This is a genomic window from Pseudomonas sp. PsB (genome assembly GCF_043658375.1).
GTDB classification, from domain to species: domain Bacteria; phylum Pseudomonadota; class Gammaproteobacteria; order Pseudomonadales; family Pseudomonadaceae; genus Aquipseudomonas; species Aquipseudomonas putida_Z.
The window spans coordinates 68,887-93,345 of sequence record NZ_JBIGLU010000007.1; the positions used below are offsets into that span (position 1 = coordinate 68,887).

General features: G+C 55.6%; 24 protein-coding genes and 1 pseudogene. 9 read left to right on the forward strand and 16 right to left on the reverse strand.

The features are described from left to right. The first annotated feature begins 60 nt into the window (after positions 1-60). The gene (locus tag ACGLHT_RS11810; protein WP_337993871.1) at positions 61-1,167 is read left to right on the forward strand and encodes a HAMP domain-containing sensor histidine kinase; all 1,107 of its coding nucleotides are present in this window, start codon (positions 61-63) and stop codon (positions 1,165-1,167) included. Positions 1,168-1,354: 187 nt separating this feature from the next. Here the strand turns inward: ACGLHT_RS11810 and ACGLHT_RS11815 are convergent, their stop codons facing one another. The 3 genes and pseudogenes from ACGLHT_RS11815 to ACGLHT_RS11825 form a co-directional block, all read right to left on the reverse strand. Next, the gene (locus tag ACGLHT_RS11815; RefSeq protein WP_087534944.1) at positions 1,355-1,627 is read right to left on the reverse strand and encodes a PepSY domain-containing protein; all 273 of its coding nucleotides are present in this window, start codon (positions 1,625-1,627) and stop codon (positions 1,355-1,357) included. A 57-nt stretch (positions 1,628-1,684) separates the two neighbouring features. Then, complete coding sequence (locus tag ACGLHT_RS11820; RefSeq protein ID WP_087534949.1) at positions 1,685-2,119, reverse strand: NUDIX domain-containing protein; 435 nt, start codon at positions 2,117-2,119, stop codon at positions 1,685-1,687. 234 nt (positions 2,120-2,353) lie between these two features. Beyond that, positions 2,354-2,569 (reverse strand): annotated as a pseudogene (locus tag ACGLHT_RS11825) (hypothetical protein); the annotation flags it as partial. Positions 2,570-2,876: 307 nt separating this feature from the next. Between ACGLHT_RS11825 and ACGLHT_RS11830 the strand changes: the two are divergent. Further along, the gene (locus tag ACGLHT_RS11830) at positions 2,877-3,167 is read left to right on the forward strand and encodes a hypothetical protein (RefSeq protein WP_274079480.1); all 291 of its coding nucleotides are present in this window, start codon (positions 2,877-2,879) and stop codon (positions 3,165-3,167) included. 273 nt (positions 3,168-3,440) lie between these two features. Here the strand turns inward: ACGLHT_RS11830 and ACGLHT_RS11835 are convergent, their stop codons facing one another. Further along, complete coding sequence (locus ACGLHT_RS11835; RefSeq protein WP_087534941.1) at positions 3,441-3,731, reverse strand: hypothetical protein; 291 nt, start codon at positions 3,729-3,731, stop codon at positions 3,441-3,443. A gap of 796 nt (positions 3,732-4,527) precedes the next feature. On the opposite strand from ACGLHT_RS11835, the gene ACGLHT_RS11840 reads away from it, so the two are divergent. After that, on the forward strand, positions 4,528-4,965 hold the full coding sequence (locus tag ACGLHT_RS11840) for a response regulator (RefSeq protein WP_087534939.1): 438 nt from the start codon (positions 4,528-4,530) through the stop codon (positions 4,963-4,965). On the opposite strand, the gene ACGLHT_RS11845 is transcribed toward ACGLHT_RS11840, so the two are convergent. Beyond that, the gene (locus ACGLHT_RS11845; RefSeq protein ID WP_087534938.1) at positions 4,955-6,502 is read right to left on the reverse strand and encodes a sensor histidine kinase; all 1,548 of its coding nucleotides are present in this window, start codon (positions 6,500-6,502) and stop codon (positions 4,955-4,957) included. The two genes, ACGLHT_RS11840 and ACGLHT_RS11845, sit on opposite strands and share 11 nt — an antisense overlap. A gap of 183 nt (positions 6,503-6,685) precedes the next feature. Between ACGLHT_RS11845 and ACGLHT_RS11850 the strand changes: the two genes are divergently transcribed. Beyond that, positions 6,686-7,063 carry a response regulator gene (locus tag ACGLHT_RS11850; protein ID WP_024652013.1) on the forward strand — a complete coding sequence of 126 codons (378 nt, stop codon included), beginning with the start codon at positions 6,686-6,688 and terminating at the stop codon, positions 7,061-7,063. 32 nt (positions 7,064-7,095) lie between these two features. Here the strand turns inward: ACGLHT_RS11850 and ACGLHT_RS11855 are convergent, their stop codons facing one another. The 4 genes from ACGLHT_RS11855 to ligD all read right to left on the reverse strand — a co-directional run bounded on the left by ACGLHT_RS11855 (position 7,096) and on the right by ligD (position 11,036). Beyond that, positions 7,096-7,506 carry a response regulator gene (locus ACGLHT_RS11855; protein ID WP_024652014.1) on the reverse strand — a complete coding sequence of 137 codons (411 nt, stop codon included), beginning with the start codon at positions 7,504-7,506 and terminating at the stop codon, positions 7,096-7,098. Positions 7,507-7,589: 83 nt separating this feature from the next. Further along, positions 7,590-8,024, reverse strand: a complete 435-nt coding sequence (locus ACGLHT_RS11860; protein ID WP_087534937.1) for a DNA methylase — start codon at positions 8,022-8,024, stop codon at positions 7,590-7,592. After that, on the reverse strand, positions 8,021-8,245 hold the full coding sequence (locus ACGLHT_RS11865; protein WP_009681432.1) for a DUF2188 domain-containing protein: 225 nt from the start codon (positions 8,243-8,245) through the stop codon (positions 8,021-8,023). Before ACGLHT_RS11865 ends, ACGLHT_RS11860 begins: the two co-directional genes overlap by 4 nt. 4 nt (positions 8,246-8,249) lie before the next feature. Then, complete coding sequence (gene ligD / locus ACGLHT_RS11870) at positions 8,250-11,036, reverse strand: DNA ligase D (RefSeq protein ID WP_087534936.1); 2,787 nt, start codon at positions 11,034-11,036, stop codon at positions 8,250-8,252. Positions 11,037-11,311: 275 nt separating this feature from the next. On the opposite strand from ligD, the gene ACGLHT_RS11875 reads away from it, so the two are divergent. Further along, positions 11,312-11,821, forward strand: a complete 510-nt coding sequence (locus ACGLHT_RS11875; protein ID WP_009681434.1) for an acyloxyacyl hydrolase — start codon at positions 11,312-11,314, stop codon at positions 11,819-11,821. 171 nt (positions 11,822-11,992) lie between these two features. Here ACGLHT_RS11875 and ACGLHT_RS11880 read toward each other — a convergent pair whose 3' ends face one another. The 4 genes from ACGLHT_RS11880 to ilvC all read right to left on the reverse strand — a co-directional run bounded on the left by ACGLHT_RS11880 (position 11,993) and on the right by ilvC (position 15,997). Next, positions 11,993-12,259 carry a LysR family transcriptional regulator gene (locus tag ACGLHT_RS11880; RefSeq protein ID WP_021783614.1) on the reverse strand — a complete coding sequence of 89 codons (267 nt, stop codon included), beginning with the start codon at positions 12,257-12,259 and terminating at the stop codon, positions 11,993-11,995. A 14-nt stretch (positions 12,260-12,273) separates the two neighbouring features. Further along, a complete protein-coding gene (locus ACGLHT_RS11885; RefSeq protein ID WP_009681436.1) occupies positions 12,274-13,266 on the reverse strand; it encodes a PDR/VanB family oxidoreductase in 993 nt (330 codons plus the stop codon). Positions 13,267-13,320: 54 nt separating this feature from the next. Then, the gene (locus ACGLHT_RS11890) at positions 13,321-14,871 is read right to left on the reverse strand and encodes a Rieske 2Fe-2S domain-containing protein (protein WP_009681437.1); all 1,551 of its coding nucleotides are present in this window, start codon (positions 14,869-14,871) and stop codon (positions 13,321-13,323) included. A gap of 109 nt (positions 14,872-14,980) precedes the next feature. Continuing rightward, entirely contained in the window at positions 14,981-15,997 is a 1,017-nt protein-coding gene (gene ilvC / locus ACGLHT_RS11895; protein ID WP_274079481.1) for a ketol-acid reductoisomerase, read from the reverse strand. 173 nt (positions 15,998-16,170) lie between these two features. Between ilvC and ACGLHT_RS11900 the strand changes: the two genes are divergently transcribed. Beyond that, the gene (locus ACGLHT_RS11900; RefSeq protein WP_031322396.1) at positions 16,171-16,836 is read left to right on the forward strand and encodes a GntR family transcriptional regulator; all 666 of its coding nucleotides are present in this window, start codon (positions 16,171-16,173) and stop codon (positions 16,834-16,836) included. Between the two features lie 328 nt (positions 16,837-17,164). Further along, entirely contained in the window at positions 17,165-19,174 is a 2,010-nt protein-coding gene (locus ACGLHT_RS11905) for an AAA family ATPase (RefSeq protein WP_046784303.1), read from the forward strand. A 48-nt stretch (positions 19,175-19,222) separates the two neighbouring features. On the opposite strand, the gene ACGLHT_RS11910 is transcribed toward ACGLHT_RS11905, so the two are convergent. Together ACGLHT_RS11910 and ACGLHT_RS11915 are read right to left on the reverse strand one after the other, a co-directional pair. Further along, complete coding sequence (locus tag ACGLHT_RS11910; RefSeq protein WP_031322394.1) at positions 19,223-20,530, reverse strand: MFS transporter; 1,308 nt, start codon at positions 20,528-20,530, stop codon at positions 19,223-19,225. 86 nt (positions 20,531-20,616) lie between these two features. After that, entirely contained in the window at positions 20,617-21,456 is an 840-nt protein-coding gene (locus ACGLHT_RS11915) for a class II aldolase/adducin family protein (RefSeq protein WP_046784304.1), read from the reverse strand. A 117-nt stretch (positions 21,457-21,573) separates the two neighbouring features. Here ACGLHT_RS11915 and ACGLHT_RS11920 point away from each other — a divergent pair, with 117 nt between their 5' ends. After that, the gene (locus tag ACGLHT_RS11920) at positions 21,574-22,467 is read left to right on the forward strand and encodes a LysR substrate-binding domain-containing protein (protein WP_021783607.1); all 894 of its coding nucleotides are present in this window, start codon (positions 21,574-21,576) and stop codon (positions 22,465-22,467) included. 43 nt (positions 22,468-22,510) lie between these two features. On the opposite strand, the gene ACGLHT_RS11925 is transcribed toward ACGLHT_RS11920, so the two are convergent. Next, positions 22,511-23,464 carry an AEC family transporter gene (locus tag ACGLHT_RS11925; protein WP_236197601.1) on the reverse strand — a complete coding sequence of 318 codons (954 nt, stop codon included), beginning with the start codon at positions 23,462-23,464 and terminating at the stop codon, positions 22,511-22,513. A 103-nt stretch (positions 23,465-23,567) separates the two neighbouring features. On the opposite strand from ACGLHT_RS11925, the gene ACGLHT_RS11930 reads away from it, so the two are divergent. Then, positions 23,568-24,455, forward strand: a complete 888-nt coding sequence (locus ACGLHT_RS11930) for a LysR substrate-binding domain-containing protein (RefSeq protein WP_087534931.1) — start codon at positions 23,568-23,570, stop codon at positions 24,453-24,455. Positions 24,456-24,459: the final 4 nt, after the last annotated feature.

A 24,459-nucleotide genomic window follows, 5' to 3' on the forward strand; every position in this document is an offset into this window, starting at 1 on the left:
GATACGCAATTAGGACGGAGGGCGGGCTGTATGCGGTTGTCGACATTCATCACTCAGCACATGGACACCATCCTCCAGGCCTGGGAGGACTTTGCTCGTACCGTTGAGTTACCTCGCGAACCGCTCAGTGACAAAGGCTTGAGAAATCATGCTGCCTTTATCCTGCAAGCCGTCGCTCGCGATATGGATACGCCGCAAAGCTTGCAGCAGGAGATCGACAAATCTCAGGGCTTAGGCCCATCTGTTGTGGAAGAAAGCGCTGCTGAGACACATGCTGCACTTCGCTTTCTGGATGGATTCACCCTCGATCAGATGGTGTCCGAATACAGAGCCCTCAGATCTAGCGTGCTAAGACTTTGGCTTTCACAGGGAGCCTCACTCGATCAAGCGGATCGAGTACCCGAAATCATCCGTTTCAACGAAGCTATCGACCAGGCGCTCGTCGAGTCCATCGCATCCTATGGCAAGGCTGTCGATACCACACGCAAAATGGTGCTGGGGGTACTGGGTCACGATCTTCGATCACCACTAACGGCCATTAAAATGGGAGCGGCCCTGCTTACCAAAGCGAAGCAGTGGGGAGAGCGTGAACAGAGCTTGGCGGTGCAGATCGACACCAGTGCCGAGCGCGCCAATCAGTTGGTAAATGATCTGCTGGATCTCGCCAGATGTAACCTAGGCCTAGGCATCACGGTACAACGTCAGGATATCGATCTGACTTCGTTGTGTGCCAGGGTGATACAAGAGGTCTGCTTCGCCCATCCACAGGTTAACGTCGTTTTCGAACGTACCGATGCACTGGCGGCGAGCGTCGATCCGCTACGCATGAGTCAGGTGATATCCAATCTGATGGTAAATGCCATACGACACGGGGATGTTGAGCGACCAATCCGAGTAGGTGCAACCTGCGTTGAGAACATGGCCGTAATTGAGGTACATAACTGGGGAAAACCAATCTCTGCCGAGCAGATCACTTACCTGTTTGATCCTGAAGCACGCCTGACACGCGCAAGTCGTGCTGGCGGTGAGCAGAGCCAAGGTTTAGGGCTAGGTTTGTTCATAGCCAAGGAAATCACAGCCAGCCATGCCGGCACCATTCATGTTGTATCTAGTCCTGAGCAAGGCACGACTTTTAGGGTGAGTTTTCCGAGACAGCCAACGACATAAGCCCTCCCACTTTAACAAGCGAAAGCTTGCTCTTTGACTTTGGAGAGAAACCTTAAGGTTAGCTGGGTCGAAAGCCGTCGCTTGCCTGCGCTGCCGGGAGACTGGCCCAGAAAAACTATTTTGGTGACTAACGAAAAAAAGCCCGCGCTTTGGGCACGGGCCGCTCAGAGAGCAAGACCCGCCCTGATCAGTTATCCAGTTCGTCTTTGATAATCTTGCCGTCGTGCGGATCAACCTGGAATTCGTATTGCTTGCCATCACCCTTGATCCCCTCGCCTTCCCAATGACCATCGTCGGCTTCGATCTTGGTAATCTGGGTGTAGCCTGCGCCTTTCAAGGTGGCCTCAGCCTGATCCTTGTTCACCTTCCAATCAGCACCGGGCGTATCAGCCCATGCCGAAGTAGCCCCCATAGCACCAACTAATGCCAGGCCAGTGAACACTCGAGTCATCGCTTTCATCGCTAACATCCTTTTTTATGACAGTTAACGATCTGACCCGAACGCTGATCTTGACGTTCAGTTTGTGTTGAAAGCCGACACTGATTGCGGGCGCCCATCATGGTGAACGAGCTCTTGGAGGTCTCGTGAAAGCAAAGCAGCGGCTGTGGGCTTCAGCATGGTTGAGCTCAAGTCCTCCCAACAAGCCCACTTACAGGCGACGATGCCTCTGCCAAGCACGACGCTGCAACTGTCAGGTAGATCAGTCGCAAAAATGTGGTGAAGAACGTTGCCCACCTCGACGGTGCCCACAGCTTTTAAGCCTGAGCAATGAAGCGCGAGAGCCTTCCAAAGCTCGCGAGCAGCGGCAACGATTGGCGCCTCACCGGGCGCAAGCACGCCGCTTGGAAACTTCCATTTAGCACCCTTCCTGCGGACAAGTAGAACCTTGTCGTTTCGTGAGCAGATGATCGTGGCCTTAGCTCTGGGCGGGTGATGCTTGGCGACGCTCATGAGGGATCGCACCTGAAGAATGCGCGACATCCTGAACGCAGGGGCGGGCTTCCGTATGCTGATGACACCAACGTTCGGAAACGAGTTCAGGTCATCCGTCGGCGCTCGGAAATGGGGGTTAGAGATCATAGTGCTCGGTGTCACTACGAATCTTCAGCCATGGCCTACACACCTAGATCCAGCTCCTTCAAAGCCCAACTCGCGCCCGATATAGCTTGAGTCACCTTCTGTACAGGTTGATCCGCTCGCGCCGAATTGGTTGTTGCGACGGGCACATTCGTAATCCGCCTCGGCACGAGTAGGGAAATTCAAAACCAACCTGGTTTTGCTGTGGTTATCGTAGAGGTCGAAGCCTGCCCCAGAAGCATTGGGAACTCCGATGCGGCGAGGAAAAATCTCCTTTTCCGTGGGTACAGCGGGAACCACGACAAAGCGCATCTGCATGATCATCCCTCATCTAGCATGACCTAAGTATTAGTCTCCTTGTGCAGAAACCTCAAGACTACTCATGCTGCATGGCTGAGTTCACCGGCAAGCATCCACTGGAGCCGCCGCGCTTGTGGAATTAGGACAGGCACGGCTCATGGGCAATGATCATGCGTATGAAAGCTATTGGGGCAGTTCCAGCCTGGATGGCACCTGAAAATCACGAGAGTCATGTTTGAGCATGCACTGGAATGTCCTGAAATGATTGAGAACACCGACCTAGACGAAACGGACTAAGCTCGCTTGAAGGAGAGGTAATCAGGAGGCAAGGATGCGACATCCAGGAACAGTATTTTGGGCAGGGGCTGATCCAGCCCTGCAGCACCATTCCCACGAGGAAGAGCTAGATGACGGAGCCAAACTCGATATTCAGGTTCGGCTCTCCCGCGCTGGGAACACTCAGTTGTTTATAGGGATCTATGAACGCTCGGGCTTGGCAAGGATTGAGGAAGCCTATGCAAAACGCCCCGGTGAATCGATGACTCGAGCCATGGCGTGGGGTGCTCGCCGGGGTCGTGCGCTGGCTCCATCCATCTTGGAGCCAAAGCAGCACATGGGTTAGGAGGACAAGGCATTGGTTGATCAGCTGGCCCACTTGGACGCTAAGATCGCGTTCCTAGATCAGGTAGCTGCCGAGCTGGAGCGCCAGGTTGGGCCCAGCCCTGTGACTCGCACTCTGGTCATCGCCTGGCTCACCGAGTGGGTGAAGAAGTCGGGCGGATTGAAACCCGATTTGCCTCACCTACCTCAGTCTCTCAAAGCGGAATATGCCGCCTGGACTCATCAAGCCGTGGATCGCTGAGAAAATTGCGCCCCACGGCTTCCAGCAGTGTGTTCAAGCAAGCCGTTGCGAAGGCTGGTTTCGCTCGGTAGCAAGGCACCTCGCACGGCCAACACCCCAGGCCAGAGCCCTGGTCATTGACTCTCCTGGGCGTGTGTCGAAGGCCTCCTCATGCAGCGCCATACCGCTAAAGGCATACACGCCTATGAACATTTGCGTGCTGCCCGTTCGCGATAACCGCACTTGGATATCCATCGTCGTACCGTCGTCCAGCGTCTCATCGTGAGTTCGGTGATGAAGCGTCGGATCTGACCATTTCCAGAAAATGTCACCGCGTATGCGCATGCCGCCCTCCTACGACTTTAGTCTTATGCCAGGGTGTCTGTACCATAGCGCAACTGAGCGGCAACGCATCCCCGCCGAGCGGAAAAGTCGTAGCAAGATGTCGAGATGTGACGTATGCGATGTCAATGCCTTCAGCAAAACTCGGTATGACCAAGAATCTTAAAAGCTTTCCGAAGATTGCTCCTCAACGCCGACCGGCACCATTACCCCATAGCCAAGAGCGTGGCATGAGATTGGAGACGAGCTCGATCTAACACCACCTGCCTTCCGCGTTTCCTCATCAAAAATTTCGCTGGTTGCTCTTTGACGACGCTTCCGTCCTGGGCACGGGGCAGCTTGACTTCCCGCCCCCGACCTGCGCATGGACGGAGATCCGCCTGGCACAGAGTGTGTCAAAGGCACAATGTAACAATTCACGGACGACACGGCGTTCTTTGGCTGAGCCTTCGTCAGCCGCTGCCGCCAGGCAGGCCGCTACGAGTACCTCTGCCACCAATTGCTCGGCTTGTTCAACATTCTGACGCTGCATAACAAATCCTTGCCCTGAAACACGGCTAGTCCTTACGCCGCTTCACGCTTTCATGCCGCTACGTTGCATCACCACAGCGGCTCATGAGCCCCTCGATTGGAGTTCTCTGGCGGAAGCTGGTTCACCTTGAGTGTGCCTACGAAGCGAACTGAATTTTCTGAGTAACCGCGATGTCGTAGTGATGGCGTGCTGCTACGTCTCGCTGAAATTCAGCAGATAGACCTGGATGTCTCTCCCTTCCAGCAGCCGCTCTCCCGAGTATGAGTAATGACAGAGCTGCACCCCGTCGCAAAAAAAGACCATCATGCCGTCCTCATCGTTGAGGACGAACCCTTGATTCGAGAGCTTTTGACCCTCTATCTGGAAGATTGGGGTGCCGTTGTCACAGCGGTGGCTACCGCTGATGCCGGTAAGTTGGAGTTAATGAAACAAGACTGGGCGTTGCTGCTCACGGACGTGCAAACGCCGGGCTTGCTGAATGGAGTCGACCTCGCCTGGATCGCTAGCCAGCTAAATCCTGAGATTCGCCTCATCGTAATGAGTGGCTACTACGACTTCGTAGCTCGCGCTCTCCCTGACAATGCGCTGTTCTTGCCTAAGCCCTGGCCGGTGACCAAGCTCCAGGAAGTAATTTTTGACCAGCTATCAAAACTAGCAACGGCTGAGCCGGGGGACGTATTCAATCGCCTGGTTTCTAAAGTTTGAAGCGGACATGGATACAGCTTTTACGATCTGACCGATCCACCTCAACCGCCGCGCTGCCGTAGCCGGAATAGCTTTTGACCAAGCGCATGCCGAGGCCCGTGCCCGTCGGCTTAGGGTAATTATCAGGGAATCCATCGCCCTCATCCCTGACGGTGAGTAAGGCATGGTCGCCGGCATGCTTGACGATCACCTCGATGGCGCCCTTGCCGTACTTGAGGGCATTGGTGATCAGTTCAGAAATGACCAATCCCAAGGGCGCCATTCTTTCTGGGGGTAAGACGAAATCGTCAGCCTCCAGCACAATTTTCCGGTCGGCCAAGGCTCTGCCCAGATCCCCCAGAAGCGCATTGAGGTAATCACGAGCACGTAGATCCTGGTCTTCAGCAGCTTGATACAGCCGCTCGTGAACCGTTGCAATGGTCACCACTCGGCCTGCGGCGGTTTCAAGTTGCAATTTGACCGCTGCATCAGGTGTGAGATTGGCCTGTAGCAACAGCAGCGTGTTTACCAGGTGAAGACTGTTCTTGACGCGATGGTGGATCTCTTCGAGATAGAGGTCGCTTCGGTTTTGCTTGCTATTCTGGGCCTCGATGAGCGACAGCAATTGAGCTTCATATTGATGACGCTCGGTGATATCTCGCGATACGGCAATCATTCGCTCGACCTTGCCGTCCGCTCCGAGGATCGGCGCCACCGTCACGTCCCACCATTTTGGATCATCTGCAGAGATAGGGTGATATGCCTCGAATCGAGCGGTTTCCCCGCCGCTTACCTTTCCCATAGCCTCGCAGACGAATGAGCGAGACTCCTCGGGCCACAAGTCTTGCCACCTCCGGCCTTTTACATCCGCCAGCTGGGTAGCCAGGAAGAGTAGCCCGGTTTCGTTCATGAACTCGATCTCGCCGCTTGAAGTCAGGATCTCGACCCAGTCTGGACTCGCGTTCAGAAGTGTTTCCGAATACGGATCGGGAAGAGGGATATCTGCTCCCGCAGATATTCGCTCAAGGGCCATGGAAATGACGTTCGAGATACCCTCCAAAAATACGAGATCGCTCTCTACAAAATCCTCCCCGTCACTGCTATCGGCTTCGAGAACGCCAAAGGGGCTAAGTACGCCCCGGATCGGGACGTTGATAGCCCTTTCGATTCCGTATTTCTTCAGCAGCTCAGGTGTTCGGAACCGGTGCTCCATGCCCAGATGGTTCGAGAGCACTGGCCTGTAGGTTGCCAATGCATAGCCTGCCGGGCTTGCTTCATCGGCACCCACGGTAGCCTGACCGATGTCAGAAGCGTCCCAGCCCACACCGTGTGACAAGATGAAGCCTTCCCCCTCCTCAGCCGGCTGCAGCACCTTGGCGAAGCGAGTGCTCATCCCTTCAGCGACGACTTCACAGGCATGGGTCAACAACACATCCAGGTCAGTCACTTTCAAGGACATCACGCCGAACTCCACCACCAGTTCATGTTGGCGGTGCAGGCGAATGTGGGTCTTCTTCAAGGCCGCTCGTATGGTTTCGTCAGCTGGCAGCTGCTGCATAGTCTTCCCTTCAGATTGACGGTATACGCCCCGAAAACCGGGCAGAGCGTGAAGGCGGTTCGCTTGACGCCCTCCTACGATAGCCGCTAATGCCATGCGACGCTTGGCGCACCACTCATCGCTTCGGAGCAACGTCGTATGGCCGAGACGCCCTAACGCATACCAGAGGCGAGCTAACGACGCATGACCAAAACCATTTTGATCGTAGAAGACGACGAACTACTCAGAGACCTCACCGCAGAGAGTCTCTCGTCACTTTACGCGGTAACCATTACGTCCACGGCAAATGCTGACGAGGCGCTTCACCACCTTTCGCATGAAGAAACCCCTGCATTGGTAATGAGCGATATCCACATGCCTGGCAGCATGGACGGATTAGGTCTGGCGCACGTTATTTGGCGCAGGTGGCCTACCCTACCCGTGATTTTGACGTCAGGACACGCAATCATCGATACCCATTTACTTCCGGTGAGGGCGGCATTCCTGCCCAAACCGTGGGGGATTACTGATCTGGCCTCGCTGATTAACAAGCTGGTAACCCTGCCCGCCATCGAGGCTTAAGCAAACCATTGGGGGCGCAGATGCCTAATCACTCACTCGCCTGTATCTACGGAAGCAACGCTGAGTGCCTTACATATTGCGTCTGCTAGCTGATCAATCGACCATGGCTTGAACAGGTAGATCACAGGCGGGGTCACCTGCGACGCGTCCAGTTGATAGCCCGAGGTCAGAATCGCTGGCAGCCCAGGCCACCTCTCATGGGCCATGGAGATGAATTCCATTCCCTGAATGCTTCCAGGTACGCCGTGATCCACAACGATCAGCGAGCATTCATCTTTAAGGCTCAACATGCTGATCAAGGCATCTTCGGCGTTATCGAATGCAGCGCAGGCGGCGCCCAATTCGCTAAGAATTTCCACCAGCAAGGTTCGAAGCGTCGGATCGTCTTCTATGACGATCACTGTCTTCCCTGACAGCGACAAACCCTTGATGTCGAGCCTCATCAGCTACTCCAGTCCATAGTCCAATCACCGAGTGTTTCACTCATGTGTCCGCACGTCGATGGGGGCTATAGGCCACCCTCTGCTCAGCGGCCTACCAACGTCGTCAAATGGGCCCGACCTTCGCGCAGGAATATCTCCACCGTCTTAGGGCCTATACCTTCAAACTCCATTAGCCAGCGTTTAAAACCCTCAATGCCTGTGGCTCCCGGCAGTGCCTCAAGTTGGGCAGCCAATTCCACCTCAACCTTGTTGGCAAGGGCGTGCAACCGTCGGGCGGTGGATTCGTCGTATCGTGTATACCCGGCCTGACCGAGTAACCTGACAAGTACCGAATGAGAGATTTGGACAAGCTTCTGCGGCGTATCCAGGCTTTGCTCATGGACGAGGATTCGGTATGCCTTTACAGCCACGGTTGAGCGGATGGGCTTGCCCATGAGAAAACTGGCCAGCAACCATCTGAACAGGCCAAGGTCATCCGCGACCTCTATGCCGAGGTCACGGGCAGTTATGTCCTTCAACCTTTGCTACGACGCGGGTCATCTGAGCGGGGGTAGGTACGCTCCTCCTCGATGGTGCCGTCGGCCTTGTGGATTTTCACCGAGGCGGTTTTGCCCTCGAAGAACTCAGACAATGAGCTCACCAGTTCCTGCTTGGTGGTACTGCGTTTCGAAGCCCGTTCAGCTCCAGCCTTCTTGAGCTCCCAACCTTCTGCAGTCGGGCTTACGTGGTAGTTGTCCATCGTTCTACTCCTTCTGTTTCATGCCGATCCGCTGTCTCATCTCTGACGTGATGAGCTGCTTCGTACTGGCCAGTTCCGCCCAAGGATCATCACCGCCGAGCTCATCCAGACGCTCCTGGAGGTTGGTGATGTTCCACCTCGCTGCGGACTTGAGCTCGGCGACCTCCTCTCGGTAAATCGGGACAGATACAGGTAGCCCTTCACGAGCCCTGGCCGCATAGACATTGACCGTCGTAGCGCCTTTAGCGTTTCGCAAATAGTCGATGAAGATTTTGCCGATGCGATTTTTCGGGCCGAGCACAGCCGAAAACCGATCTGGAATGAGCTTGGCGATGTATTTCACCACCGCCTGGCTGAACGACTTCACCTCTTCCCATGAAGCCTTCGGAGTAAGCGGCACCATGATGTGGATACCCTTCCCTCCGCTGGTCTTCAGGAAGGACTGCAGGCCTAGTTCATCCAGCACCACCAGGGTGAGTTGTGTGGCCTCGACCATCGCCTTCCAAGGCAAGGCAGGATCTGGGTCGAGATCGAGGACGAAGCGATCAGGCTGATCAATGCGAGCGGTTGTGCCGTTCCAGGAGTGCAGCTCAATGGTGCTCATCTGCACCGCCCCGACCAGAGCTTCGACGCTGTTGATCACCATGCCGGCTTTGCCTGCCTCAGCCTTCGGCACGGTCGTGATGTTGGGTATCGCTAGGCGATCAGCATTCTTCTGGAAGAACAGCTCACCTGTGATGCCTTCAGGCGCTCGCACGAGCGCAATGGGACGATCTTTCAGGTGCGGCAAGAGCCAAGGTGAGACCTGGGCATAGTATTCGGCCAGCTCACGCTTTGTGAGGCCGCTGCTGGGATCGATGACGCGCTCGGGGTGCGTGATCTTAACCTTACTGCTTGTTGGTTTGGTCGCCTCCGCTTTGGCGGATGTCGCTTTTTTCGGCGCGGGCGCCGGCTTCTCTTCCGTGATGTCCTTAGCGGGCTTGTCAGTGCGGATGCCATGGAAGACGGCATGTCGCACCACACCATCCGAGGTGATCTCAGCAAACATGACCTCAGCCAGGAGCTCAGGCTTCAACCAATGGATGCCCTTGGCGTCGACACCCTTTGGCGGATTCGCCACCGGCACCTTTTTCTGCTCCAAAGGCAGCAGCTTCTTCAAGATGGTGGCGAGGGTCGACTCGGTGAATCCAGTGCCGACCTTGCCGGCGTACCGAAGCTCTCCGCTGTCCTTATTAGTCAGGGCCAGCACCAATGCTCCAAAGCCACTGCGAGCACCTTTCGGATCGGTGAAGCCAACGATCACGAATTCCTGGCGATGTTTGCACTTGAGCTTAATCCACGAATCGCTGCGCCTTGATACATAGGGGCTACCCGAGCGTTTCCCAATCAGTCCCTCCATCTTCATCTGGCAGGCGCTGTTCATGAGCGCATCGACGTCCTCGGTAAAGTCGTCCGAGAATCGAAGCAAGGGATGTTCATTGCTTTCCATCACCTGTTTGAGAGCGGCTCGCCGCTGCTCCACAGGCACCAGGCGCAGGTCGGCGCCGTTGAGATACGGAAGGTCGAACAGGTAGTAGATGATGCCCTGGCTCTTGCCCGCGTCGAACGCGTTCTGCAGCAGCTGGAAATCGGGTACGCCATCAGCGTTCGGGACGACAATCTCACCATCGAGCCAGGCGCTTTCCAAACCGAGCTGCTTGATTGCTGCGGCCTGCTTCGGCAGCTTGTCAGTCCAGTCATGTCCATTTCGAGTGAACAGGCGCACTTCGTCACCCTCGACTCGGCAGAGCATGCGATAGCCATCGAACTTGATTTCGAAGCGCCACTCACTGCCCTGCGGACTCGACTCGACGAGCGTGGCCAACTGCGGTGCCAGCTTCTCAGGGAGGTCTGCCGGTACTGCATGAGCCGTTCGGAGCGGCTCGGCTTTATCTGGTGACTCACTCGGAGTTGAGGATTTAGGCTTGCCTCGTTTCTTGGGAATGACGGTTCGGTCGCTGAGCACGCTGTTCGGCTGCTCCGACACGACATCGTAATCAGCGATCGGTCTGGCCGACTCGTCTTGGTGTTTGATGAGAAACCACTGCTCCTGCTTGCCTTCGATATTGGTTCGAACCAGATTCCACAGGCCTGATAGCTTCTCGCCCTGCAGTTCGAACTTGAGTCGGCCTTTGCGGTAGGCCTCGTCCGGATCACCTTGAGGGATCCAGATCCCACGATCCCACACGATTACCTCCCCGGCGCCGTAATGCCCTTTAGGGATGGTGCCTTCGAAGCTTGCATAATCGAGCGGGTGGTCTTCAACGTGAACCGAAAGACGCTTCACCTTCGGATCGAAGCAGGGCCCTTTCGGTATGGCCCAGCTCTTGAGCGTGCCGTTGAGCTCAAGTCGGAAATCGTAGTGGAGCCTGGTGGCGTCGTGCTTTTGTACGCAAAACTGCAGGGCCTGGGGTTCGGTGCGTTTGCCTCGCCTTGCTGGCTTCGATGAGCCTGACGGCTCCGGCGAAGCGGCGAAGTCGCGCATTTGATTGTACTTCTCTAAGCCCTGAACCTTGTCCGAACCACCTGCGACTTGGCTCGCTTGGCCGCTAAGCTTTTCCACCAGCGCCTCGAGCGAAATACCACGCTGCTTAGCCTCAGCCTCCAGCGTCTGCAAAACCAAAGTATCTCGCAGCTCCTGCAAGGACTCACCGGCCTCCAGAGCATTCGCCTCTGACAACATTTGTAGCTGCTCAACCGCTTCCGGATGGTCGACGCTAAAAGCTAGGAAAGCCAAGGTGATGTCATCCATGGAACGATCCTCCAAGTAGCAGCACCTTGAGTCTAGTAGCTGAATTCCCCTTTGATTTATCAGCTATCTTGGCGGTTCAGCGGCTGAAGAAACTTCTCTAGGGGAGGGTGACGGTTATCAATTGCCTTTGGTAGATGGTGATCTTGCTTCACCTGTTGTCGATCACAAAAATGGCAAATCAGCCAAAATCTCGCCATCTATGTCGAGGGGAGGAACGATTTGATAGCACTTCGATTCAGATAGGTAGCTAACAATAACCATCGTGGATTATCTGCATGAAGCATTTATTTTTCGGCACCCTTCTCACTATGGCCGCCTTTGCTACCTCCGCCGCTGAGCTATCAGGCTCCTTGGGCGCAACCAGTCAAGGTGGTCTCACCGCCAGAGTCGGGTTGGGAGTCGAGTGGGAGAAAAGCTGGCTTCGATCTGATACCGGCAGGCTGACAGGATACTGGGATGCCGGATACACCTATTGGGAAGCTGGCGATGCGGCAGGCAGCGCCCACTCGCTGTCCTTCTCTCCAGTGTTCGTTTACGAGTTCGCCGGAGGGGAAATCAAACCCTTCATCGAGGCAGGCATTGGGCTCGCGTTTTTCTCCAATACAAAGGTCGGCGATCAGAACCTTGGCTCAGCCTTCAACTTTGAAGACCGGATCGGGGTAGGTTTGAAAATTGGTGATAAGCAGCGAGTAGGGATAAGGGCGGTTCATTACTCCAACGCAGGCATCAAGCAGCCGAACGATGGCATCGAGTCATTCGCCTTGTTCTACAGCCATCAGATTTGATGTCGCAGGGCTGGTACTCCTGGCTAAATAGCGCATCATGGGATGCCTAGTCGTCGAGGCGAGATAGTGAATAAGCACAGCTAAATGAGCCTACGTTGTTCATGCCCACGGGGCGAAGCGAAAAAAATGCCCCGGCAGTACCTCACCGGGGCCAAGTTCCATATGCAACCTTTAATGGCTCCGTGCCGTTTCCAGCTCGGCTCGCAGCGAATCCACTGCCGCGACGATCACTCGCGCTGTGGATAGCACTTTCGCGCCTGCAGGACTGAGCAGCGTTCGCCGTGATGCACTAACGAACAACTCGACGCCCAGTTCTGCCTCCAGCGCGTTCAGATGCTTGGTGACAGCCGGCTGACCAATGCCGAGCTGTGCCGCAGCGGCGCTCACTGTTCCCAGGTCAACAGTCGCCAGAAAGCTTTCCAGCTTGGTGACGTTCATGTGTTTCACCAGGCCTACAGGTCGAGCACGAGAAGCTTGGACTTCGCACGCGAAACGCACGCCGTCAGACAGCTACCTTTTTCGGAGTCGTCGAGGATGTAGTCCTGATGGTCGACTTCTCCTTCCAGATAACGAATCTTGCAGGTGCCACACAGCCCCGACTGGCATGAAGTCTCGACTGGGTAACCCGCATCCTGGAGCACCTGCGCGAGATTCTCGTGGGCCTGGACGACGATCTCTTCGCCAGTGCTGGCTATGCGAGCGACGAACGAACCATTGCTCTGCTCCGCGCTTGCCGGCTCAGGTGCTTTCACGGGTGCCTTGAAGTGCTCAAAGTGAACTGTGCCAGCAGGCCAATGAGCAGCGGCTTCCTTGCACGCGTTCATGAAGCCTGCAGGCCCGCAGTAATACACGTGGCAACCTTCGGGGGCGTCTTTCAGGAATGACTGTAGGTCGAAGCTCTTGGAGGGATCCCCGCCATCGAAATGAAGGACGACCTTTCCTTCCCCGATCAGCTCTTCCATCTCCTCTGAAAACGCAGCGAATTCGGGGCCTTTGCAACAGTAGTGGAGCTCATACTCCTGCTTCGCCGACTCCAGTGCATGCATCATCGATTTCATGGGCGTGACGCCGATGCCACCGGCCAAGAGGATGGACTTGCGAGCTTCCTTGCTCAGCATGAAGTTGTTACGCGGCACACTGACCCTCACCGTTTCGCCGACATGCAGCTGATGAACCGCGATGGAGCCGCCAGTCCCTCGCTCATCACGCAGTACACCAATGACGTAGCGATGAGGCTCGGCGGGCGAATTGCTCAGCGAATATTGCCTGACCATTCCGTTGGGCAGATGGATGTCGATGTGTGAGCCGGCTGTAAATGGTGGCAGCGCACCACCATTCGGATCAACGAGCTCGTATGAGTTGATCCCCTGGGCTTCGCGGGTAACGCGACGGATCAACAGTTCCAGCAACGCTGGGTTGGGATTTGCTAAAGATGTCATCGTCATCACCTCTCACCAAGGCACGGGAGCCCCAGGTAGCCCAGGGCCCGCGCTTTTTTCTTATTGTTCTTTGAAGCTCTGTTCCAACTGCTCGAACCGTGCCGTGACGAAATCCGCACGCTCCTTGCCCTTGAGCTTGTCAGCTTCGGTGAGGATGGCCACTGCCTCCCTGGCAAGCTTGCGGCGGTTGATAACCTCTTGCTCCGGAGTCGCGGCTCTGGGCATGTTGAACACGTTGCCGGTGCAGTAGCTATTCGGCTCTCCGCCCATATCACGCAGCCACTGGGCGAAACCAGCTGCCGCAGCTTGCGGGTTGGTGCCACGGATGCCATCGCGCAGCATTTTGCGGAAGGCATACAGGCCGGCGTCGAACTTGGTCGGGTTCTCCAGCGAGTGCACCGCGATTGGACGTTGGCTGATGATGGCCTCGTAGTCTCCTGGAGCGTACTGAGCTTCCTTGTAGTTGTGACGTTCACGGTGGTTGGACGGAATCGGTGGAATGTCTTCGAGCTTGTATTTGCCGAAGCGCTCTGGACGACGCATGGCCACTTGGCCTTCCAAGAAATCGATGGTCTCGTACCCGACCATGCTCTTGTCACCGACGCCACGGGTGTCGATGCCTGGGCCCATGACGCGCCAACCAATCATCTTGGAGTTTTCGTCATCCACAGGAACAGTCCAGCGGACGATGTGGAAGCGGCTGAACAGCTTCTTCGCCGAACCGTCTTCCGACGTGTAGGCATGCAGGCTGAGGTTCGGCAATACCTGATGCTGAATCCGCAGGAACATGCGGTCGTCGTTCACGCGACGAGCGCCCGCACAGGCCAGACTACGACCCTGGTGAACCGGGATGAATTGCATGTCCGGAGCGACTTCCATCGAGGCGGCGCCGACTTCGTCGAAAGTGGTGCCCTGGAACTGACCGCCCACCACGTTTTTCGCAGAGTGCAGGGCCGTGGGGTGGAAGTTGTCAGCCGCGTTGTCCTGCACCTGCAGCCAGTTGCAGTGCTGGAAGTTGCTGTATGGAACCAGCTCGTCGCCTTCCATCACAGTGAAATTCTGCTCCCATTCTGGGAACGGTGGCTCTTCATCAGGCGGGCCCATGTAGGCGAACACCAACCCGTGACGCTCGAACGCCTTATAGGCACCCTGGCGGATAGAGCAGGCATATTTCTCGCCTTCCTTTTCCTCGCCGGCAGGGAACGGGACATGGAGGCAGGCACCATCCACATCGAAGACCATACCGTGATAGCAGCACTTGATGCCCTTCTCCTGAATAGCACCGTACTCCAGCGAAGCACCACGGTGGCAGCAGTGGGCATGCAGCACACCTACTTGGCCGCTACCGTCGCGAAATGCCACCAACTCTTCGCCCATGATCTTCAGGAAGCGAGGCGTATCGGTGAGCTCCAACGACATGCAGACCGGGTGCCAGAAGCGACGCAGGTACTCGCCAGCTGGCGTGCCGGGGCCGGTTTCGGTCAGCTCTGGGTCATGGTTTGGAGTGTTGTTGGTGTAGTAGCCACCGTAAGCGATCAGCTTCTTGGGAACGGCAGCGCCGTTGCCGCCTGCACCACGTTGATCATCATGCTTATCGAATTTCTCAGTCATTTTCATTGCCTCAGGCTTATTGTTAGATACGGGATACGGTATTCGTACTCTGTATACATATTGTTCGAACGCAATGTTGCTACGGGTACTGCTTGTGTTCCTTGGGGTATCAGTTGATGGATTTGTCGACCAGAGCGCCTGCCTGGATCCACGGCATCATGCCGCGCAGGCGCTCACCGACCACTTCGATCTGGTGACGTTGCAGCAGGCTACGCCGGGCAGTGAGCGTGGGATTGCCTGCCTTGTTTTCCAGGATGAAGTCCTTGGCGTATTCGCCATTTTGAATACTGGTGAGCAGCTCACGCATTCTGTCCTTGGTCTCAGCCGGCACGATCCTCGGCCCGCTGATGTACTCGCCGAATTCGGCGTTGTTGGAGATGCTGTAGTTCATGTTGCCGATGCCGCCTTCATAGATCAGGTCGACGATCAGCTTGAGTTCGTGCAGGCATTCGAAGTAGGCGAGCTCAGGCGAATAGCCGCCTTCCACCAATGTTTCGAAACCGAGCTTGATCAACTCGACGGTGCCACCGCAGAGCACGGCTTGCTCACCAAAGAGGTCAGTCTCGGTCTCCTCGCGGAAGTTGGTTTCGATGATGCCGGCCTTGCCGCAACCAATGGCAGAGGCGTAGGCCAGGGCCAGTTCGACTGCATGGCCGGAGGTGTTCTGCTCCACGGCGATCAGTGCCGGGACACCATGGCCTGCTTGATAAGTCGAACGCACGGTGTGACCGGGCGCTTTAGGCGCGATCATGATCACATCAAGGTCGGCGCGAGGCTTTACCTGACCGTAGTGAATGTTGAAACCGTGGGCGAAGGCCAGGGTGGCGTTGCGGCGCAGATGCGGCTCGACGTCGCTGCGGTAGACATCCGCGATCAGCTCATCAGGAATCAGCATCATGACCAGGTCTGCCTGGGCAACGGCCTCAGCAACAGTGCTCACCGCGAGACCGGCATTCAGCGCCTTCTTCGACGACGCCGAACCCTGACGCAAACCGACGATGACATCAATGCCACTGTCACGGAGGTTCTGGGCGTGAGCATGCCCCTGAGCGCCATAGCCGATGATCGCCACGCAGAGCCCCTGCAGCAGGCTCAAATCAGCATCTTTATCGTAGAACAGCTTCATGTCAGTCAGACCTTCTTGTTTTTGTGTTCGGGATTTCGTGCTCTGTACTCTGTATACAGAGTTCACAGTCTTGACCTACACTGAACGGGAGTCAAGGAAAATTTGAATGACACGGGAGAAAGTGGACAATGCAGCTTTCAGTGGGGGAAGCCGATCTTCGGCGAGGTCAATCAATGACAAGCACGCTCAAGCGTATCCAGTCGCGCACGGACTACGTGGATGAGGTTTACAAGGCTCTGCTCGATGCCATCAGCGACGGCTCGCTGGCACCCGGCGCACGCCTGACGCAGGAAGAAATCGCCGAGCAGATGAACATCTCCCGGTCACCTGTGCTGCAGGCGCTGAGGTTGCTCAAGAAGGATGGCCTTGTTCAGGATGCGCCGGGGCGAGGCCTGCTGGTGACCCCGTTGACGACGGACTCGATTCGTAACCTCTACCTGATTCGAGGAGCCCTGGATAACCTCGCGGCAAAAATGGCCGCAGAGCAGAAATTCCAGATGGATCCTGCGTTGATCAAAAGAGGCCGCAAAGCCTCGCAGGGCAAAGATATCAAGGCAATGATTGATGCTGACATGGCATTTCATACGGCAATTTACGAAGCCTCTGGCAATCCGCTGATAGCTCAAAGCGCCCAGGTCTACTGGGTACACTTGCGCCGCGCAATGGGGGCTGTGCTGCAGTCATCAGAGCAGCGTGAGGCGATCTGGAACGAGCATGAAGCGATAGCGAAAGCAATTGCTGCCGGAGATGTGGTAGCCGCAGGCGAACTAACCGACGTGCACACAACCCATGCTAGAAAAAACCTGCTTGAGCGCCTCAGCCATCTACTAATGACATGACTGCAAAGGTGCCCGAGCTCTCGGGCACCAAAGTAGGTTTTCTACTGAGGTGTCTATAGGGGTTCGGTTACTGAGCGGTAGCTCAATACTCGGCCCTTGTCGGCTTCAGCCATTCCTACCTGCTTTACTCGATAGCAATCGCTCCGTCTGCATAAGCTGTGCCCACACACCGGATCCGTTGTGGAATGGTCTCCCATCAATGGGGAATCCAACGCCTGCTTATTTACAAAATGAGTCCCTAAAACTGATGATCTTGGCCTTCCATCTTTAATGGCACTGGGCTATCGTCTATGGCAACCTAAATCCATGAGTTGCAAAGGGATTGACCATGCGTTTGAGTAAGGTACGAGTTCAGAATTATCGAAGTATTATCGATACCGGCGAATTTGAGATCGAACGGTTAAAAACGATTTTGGTTGGCCCAAACGAAGCAGGTAAAACTGCAATTCTACAAGCGATCCAGCAAATCAACGCACCAGAGGGTGTTAAAGGATTTAATCCACTTCGCGACTATCCAAGAGCAAACTACACACAGATCAGTCGAGGCGAGCTAAGCGCCGAAGATATCGAAGTAGTAAAAGCGACCTTTGTACTGGAAAAGGCCGAGCTAGATCACGCCCCCGAAAAAATCAAAGGACAGCCACTCAGCTACACTTTCACAAGGTATTTGGACAATAGCTGGCGGCACAGTTTAATTGGAGTCGCCACCCCCTATTTGAAAGACATCAAGAATGACCTGCTCCGACTCGCTGCTCATCTGGATCGGGATATTGCAGAGGGCTCGTCTAAGGCCCGAACAGAAGCACTCAACAAATTGATCAATAACGTGTCTCAGTTCAGATACTTATGGTCTGTGGCTGAGACCTTGAAGCCGTGGCTTGACGAAATGCTACCCTACGTAGATGAGGAGAACGAAAAAGAGGTTGCCCGTTGGGAAAGCATCGTCACCGCCTTGGATGATGATGTAGAGATCAACAAATTCCGCTTACACCTCCACAAAAACCGCCCAGTTTTTGTGCTTTACAGCAACTACTTCCGCGTTAAACCGATCATCCACCTGGGAAACCTAGCTAAACGGTTGGAAACCAATAACCTAGATGACGAAGCCTATGACTACGGTAATGTCTGCTTGCTAAAGCTACTTGGATTCACAGCCCAAGAGCTCTCTGACCTCGGCAAAGCATCTGACCCCAGCCATACCACTACTGACCTTGAAAATTACCGGGCAAAACTTGATCAGCGGGGGTATGAACTGAATGCCGCGAGCGTAGAACTGACCCAGCAAATCGTTAAGGTGTGGAATCCTGATGACACAAAAGCCGAGGCCAGTAGACTTAAGCTGAGTGCAGATGGCCAGTACCTGAAGGTTGTAGTAGAGGACAATATCGGAGTAGAGGTGGAGCTCGACCAACGTTCCGAGGGCTTCCAATGGCTGGTCTCGTTCTTCATCGTATTCTTTGCGGAAGCGAAGGGTAAACACAAGAACACCGTCCTACTCCTGGACGAGCCTGGGGTGAGCCTTCATGCGCTGAAACAGAGAGAATTTAGAAAAACCATTTCGTTGCTCGCCGATGAAAACCAGACGATATACTCAACTCACTCCCCGTTCCTGGTTGGCCCGGACGAACTCGACTTAGTAAGAGTGGTAGAGCTGACAGATAGAACTGTAGGTACCCAGGTTCACACAACTGTTTCCTCCAGCGACCCTGCAGCCTTGCTGCCGCTCCAAGAAGCGCTAGGTTATGACTTAGCTCAAAGTCTTTTTGCTAGCCAAAGGAACCTAATTCTTGAAGGGCTCACAGATTACTGGTACGTCGAAGCGATTGCCAATCTGCTCAAGGAGGGAGGAAAAGCGGCTCTGCACGACAAAATTTCGCTAGTGCCAGCTAATACCGCGAGCAAGATTGTATACTTCGCAACCATCCTTACCTCACATAACCTTAAGGTGGCGGCGCTGCTCGATTCGGACAATGCGGGGGATCAGGCTGCCCGTCAGGAAACGTTGGTGCATCGCCTTGGCAGTAAAAGAATTCTCCGAACGTCAGACTACACAGTACCCAAGATCGAACATGCAGAGATCGAGGACTTATTGCGAGAGACATTGGCAGCGGTCGCTAAAACCGATCTCAATTGGGACATCGACAGTGCCTTGGCTAAAGCCTCCGACAAACCCATCATTGACGTTTTCCAGAGAACAATCGGCAAGGACTTTTCCAAATACAAGCTGGCAAAAGCCTTCCTCAAATGGTCGCGCGACCACTCTGTATCTGATCTGGCACCACATGAGATCGAAGGCTGTACAAACCTCATAAACGCTATCAACGCTGCGCTCAAATAACCACGGCAAACGAAGGGCGCCCGTCGACCGGGTGCCCTTGGCAAGTAGTTATCGATTGACGATGGACTTCGGCATGATGAGGCAGATGAACGCCGCGAAGATCAACGAGCCTGCGATGCAGTACAGCGCCAGGTCAGTGGATGAGGTGACATCTTTCACCCAACCAATCATGTAGGGGCTGATGAAGCCTGCTAGGTTACCGACCGAGTTGATCATGGCGATACCCGCCGCAGCCGCAGCCCCACCCAAAAATGCGGGAGGCAGGCACCAGAACTGGCAAAGTCCGGTCATGATTCCCATGGTAGCCAACGACAGGAAGACAAGCGAAACCGTAGGGTTGCCCGACGTCAGGGTGCTGAGCACCAGTCCTGTCGCACCGAGCACTGCCGGCACGGCGGCATGCCAACGACGCTCCTTGCTGCGGTCAGCGCTACGACCGGTGAAGATCATCGCTGCGGTAGCGAACGCATAAGGGATGGTGGTGAGCAGCGACACCGTGGAGGCTTCCTGGATGCCCGAGCTTTTGATCAGCGATGGCAGCCAGAAGCTGACACCGTACAGCCCCATCATGAAGCCGAAGTAGCCTGAGCTCAGTACCCATACTCGCTTGTTGCGGAATGCGCCGAACACCGAGTGAACTTCCTTCGTCCCACCCTCTTTCTCCAAGTTACGCTTCAGCGTTTCTTTCTCGCTCGCAGACAGCCACTTGGCATCGTCGATCTTGTCCTGCAGATAGAACAGCACGACGACACCTGCAATGATCGATGGCAACGCCTCCAGGAAGAACAACCATTGCCAGGCGGAGTGGCCCATCCAACCATGCGTGGAAGCCATGATCCATCCAGACAGAGGGCCGCCAATGACGCCTGCCATCGGTATGCCGGTCATGAACATTGCGGTGATCTTGCCCCTGCGGGAAGGCGGGAACCAGTAGGTCAGGTACAAAATGATGCCGGGGAAGAAGCCAGCTTCTGCTAGCCCGAGCAGGAAGCGCAACACGTAAAACTGCGTCGGCGTTTGAACGAAGATCATGCTGGCCGAAAGGATGCCCCAGCTGATCATGATCCGGGCGATCCAGCGTCTCGCACCTACCCGGTGCAGAATGATGTTGCTCGGAACTTCAAAGATGAAATAACCAAGAAAGAATATCCCGGCACCCAGACCATAAATTGTTTCACTGAACTTCAACTCATCTAACATTTGAAGTTTAGCGAAGCCAATATTCACTCGATCAAGGTAGGCAAACACATAGCAGATAAAGAGAAACGGAATAAGTCGCAAGGCCACACGGGTATACAATTGGGATTCAGCTGCTGAATCCTGGACGGCATAGGGTGCCTCTAGAGTATTAGACATGATGCCAATCTCCGAATGATTTTGTAGTTGTAGGCGTCGAATCGTGCAGCAGCGCCTTTCCAGGTTCGGCGCTGCTGCAGAGAGGGTCAGGAGAACATGTCCGGCTGTTCTGCCACGAGTTGGTCGTAGATGGGTTGGAAATGGAGCCAGCCAATGAAAGGGCTGCCCACGTTTTCACGGCTGTAACGGCAGCGCTCAGGCGATACCAGCTTCGGCGTGATGCCGCTGGCTTCGATCAGCAGTTGCTGCTGGCAGCACCGCTCCAGCGCAATGAACCAGAATGCGGCTTCGTCGATGCTATGCCGGCTGGCGGTGAGCAGGCCGTGGTTCTGGTGAATGGCCGCACGCACATCCTTGAAGTATTCGCTGACCGACTTGCCGGCCTTGGCCTCGACTGCAACGGCGCCGGCCTCTGCAGTGATGACGACGTGGTCTTCAAAGAAAACTGCCGCATCCTGGGTGATAGGCGGGAGTGGTCGCCCGGTTGCGGCCCACGCCCCACCATAGATCGTATGGGCATGGCACATGGCGACGATGTCGGGATGCGCTTCGTGAACGGCGGCGTGCAGAACGAAGCCGGCCCGGTTGATCGCGTAGGTGCCCTGTACCACTTTACCCTCGTGATCCGCGAGGATCAGATTGGACAGCTTGACCTGGGAGAAGTGGACGGCCATCGGGTTCGTCCAGTACAGCTCCGGGAATTCCGGGTCGCGTACTGTCAGGTGACCAGCGAAACCGTAATCGAGACTGTGTTTCGCGAATGCACGGCAGGCTGCAACGAGATGTTTCTTACGATACTGCCGCTCTTCTTCGTAACTTTTAAAGTCAGGAATTTCCGGAAAGATCAGACCCTGCTGTTCAGGTTGATAAACCGAAATGCGGCGCTTTCCGTTAGATGCTGGTTCAATCCGCAGCAAGGGATCCATAGTGCCAACCTCATCTTTTATTGTTTTTGGAGACCCATAGTTGACTTTAGGCGTATGGATTGACAAACGAAGGCTTTTCACCCAAGGTTGAATTAAATTTAGCCTAACCTAATAATAATGAGAAAGATTCCTAACTTCGCCGCAATCAAAGCATTTGAAGCTGCTGCGCGCCTGGAAAGCTTCGTTGCCGCCGCCGATGAGCTCCATCTATCCGCCTCGGCAGTTAGCCACCAGGTCAGAAAGCTGGAGGCCACTCTGGGCATGGAGCTGTTCAAACGTCAGCCTCGCTCGGTGGAGTTGACGATCCAGGGGCGGGCGCTTGCCCAGCGCTTGACCGTCGCGCTCGACGGCCTGGAGTCTGCACTTTCTATGTGGATGCCGAGCGCCGAGCAACTGCACCTGGCCGTTCATTGCTCGCCAAGCTTTGCTTCCAAATGGCTTTCACCACGCCTCGCTCGCCTCGTCAGTGAACCCAATCCGCTTCATATCCGCCTCACTTCCAGCGCCACGCCGCCTGAGCTCACCCGACACGAGGAGATCGACATTGCGATCACCTACGGGGCGCCGATCCAGCGGGTGGGCGTGATTGCCGAACCTCTGGGGTTGGAGACTATCGCCCCCATGAGCTCGAAGCAGTTCTTCGACGCTTCCCAGACGCTCGAACCGCACCTGCTTAAGCCTGGCTCACTTATCGACTCCCAACTGAGCCCAGTGCGCTGGAGCGACTGGTTCCGCCATGAAGGGATTGCCGAACGCGCAGACTTGGGCGGTTTGTCGTTCGACCGTGCCGCGCTCGTCCTCTCCGCCGCAGCGGATGGGCTGGGTATTGCCCTGGAGTCCACCCGTCTGGCAGAGACAGAGTTGCGCCAAGGCTCTCTGGTCGTACTGAATGGACATCAGCCTCCCTTGCAGCGGGAGATGCATTTCCTCTGCTACCGTGGCTCGATGAAAGGGAGCCGCAAGATTGAGCGGTTCAAGGAATGGATCATGAACCAGATCCATGAAGCTTGATGCTCGCCCTTCACCGCTCCACTGTCAGCAGCAACGGCTAACCCTAGGCCCCTGCAATACCCGTATTCATCCAGATCATCAGCCCGGTTAGGGTAGCCAGGGAACCCAAGGTGGAGATCAGGATGGTGCGGGAGATAAGCCCTGCCTCCCGACGATAGAATTCAGCCAGCATGAAGGGCCCAGTACCGGTGGGCAAGGCGCTGAGCAACAGCGCGGAATTGGCCCACATCGACTGCAGCGCGAAGACTTTGAACGCCAGGAACCAGGTCAGTAGCGGCTGTCCCACGAGCTTGATGGTGACCAGCGGCCAAGGGTTGCTCTTCCCTCCAGTCGACTTGACCGTTTTCTGGCCCAAGAACAGGCCAAGCGAAACGAGAGCACAAGGCGTGGTAGCCGTAGCGAGCATGTCGAGGAAGCTCGTGACTGGGTGAGCCAGCGGAATACCTGTCATTGCCCAGACAGCCCCAGCGATGGGCGCAATCACCAGAGGGTTCTTGGACAGCGCCTTCACTACGACCCCTACTGCTCTGCCGAGATGCCGCTCTTCCTGCAAGCCGATTTCGATGCAGATCACCGCAATGGCGAAGAGCAGGCACACAACGATGATAGTCGAAATGAGCGCCGGTTGAAGACCTGGATGGCCGAAGACAATCGCACACAGCGGAATGCCGATGTAGCCAGTGTTCGCATAGCCAGCGCTCAAGCCGTCGATGCTTGAAGTGGCAAGGCTGTGGCCGGTACTCAACCGCCAAATCAAAGTAGCGACGAAAATGGCCAGCGTGCCGGCTCCGAAGGAAATGATGAAGCCAGGCTGCCAGATTTCAGCCCACGACGCGGTCGCGGTCACCTTGAATAGCAGCGCGGGTAGGCAGAGCCATACCACCATCTTGTTGATCTCGGAGGCGGCCTGGTCTCCGAGTCGGTTGGTCTTGCGGCAGATGAAGCCTGCGAGGATGAGGGCAAAGATCGGCAAAACGATTGCAAGGACGGTGTACATGACTTCCACGTTTGGAGGGGATTTTAGGCCTGCATAGATTAAAATCGCCGACCAATGCAGTCCAATGACTATGAAGTATCAGATCGATACCTCTGGAGCATCAATGATCGAACATCGCCACTTACGCTACTTTCTTGCCTTGGCCGACCACCTGCACTACGGCAAAGCATCAGCGCAGGTAAACGTAGCGCAGCCCTCGCTGAGTCGGCAGATTGCTGATCTTGAATCTCAGCTAGGCTGCCGGCTGTTCGCTCGCACCTCCCGGTCGGTGGAGCTCACCGCAGCAGGTTCCGAGTTTCAACGAAGCGCGCAACTGGTCATACAGGCTATGGACTCGGCGATTCGCTCCACTCAAGCTGTCGCTCGGGGCGAGAAGGGGGAGTTGCGTATCGCATTTACGTCCATGATCGCCTGGTCTGGCCTACCCAAGATGATCAAGTCCTACGCTGTTAACGCTCCCGGTGTGAACCTTGAACTGAGCGAGCTGATACCTGGCGCCTTGATGAAAGCTGTCGAGACCGGAGAGTGCGATATTGGCCTGACCTTCAAAGCCACGGTTCAGCCACCGTATCAATATCGGGAATTGCAGCGTGAGTCCCTGAGTATCGCGGTGCCGGGAGATCATCCGCTGGCACGCAAAAAGTCGGTAACAGTCCAAGACCTCATTGATGAGCCCTTCATCTTGAGCCCTCGCGACACCGCCTCCGCCCTGCACGACACAATCTTCAAACTATGTCGAGACAGTGGATTCGAACCTCGCGTGCGGATGTACACCCAGCTGCAAGGGACGATAGTCAATCTGGTTGGTGAAGGTCTCGGCGTCTCGATCATTCCGACGTCCATGTCGAAATCGAATCCAGACTCGGTTCGGTTCATTCCAATTACCAACGCACCCGAGATCACTTTGGGGATGGTCTGGAACATGGAGAACTCCAACCCATGCCTCTCCGCCTTCATTCAATCGGTCGGCACCCGCCTCGATCCGCCATGATCGC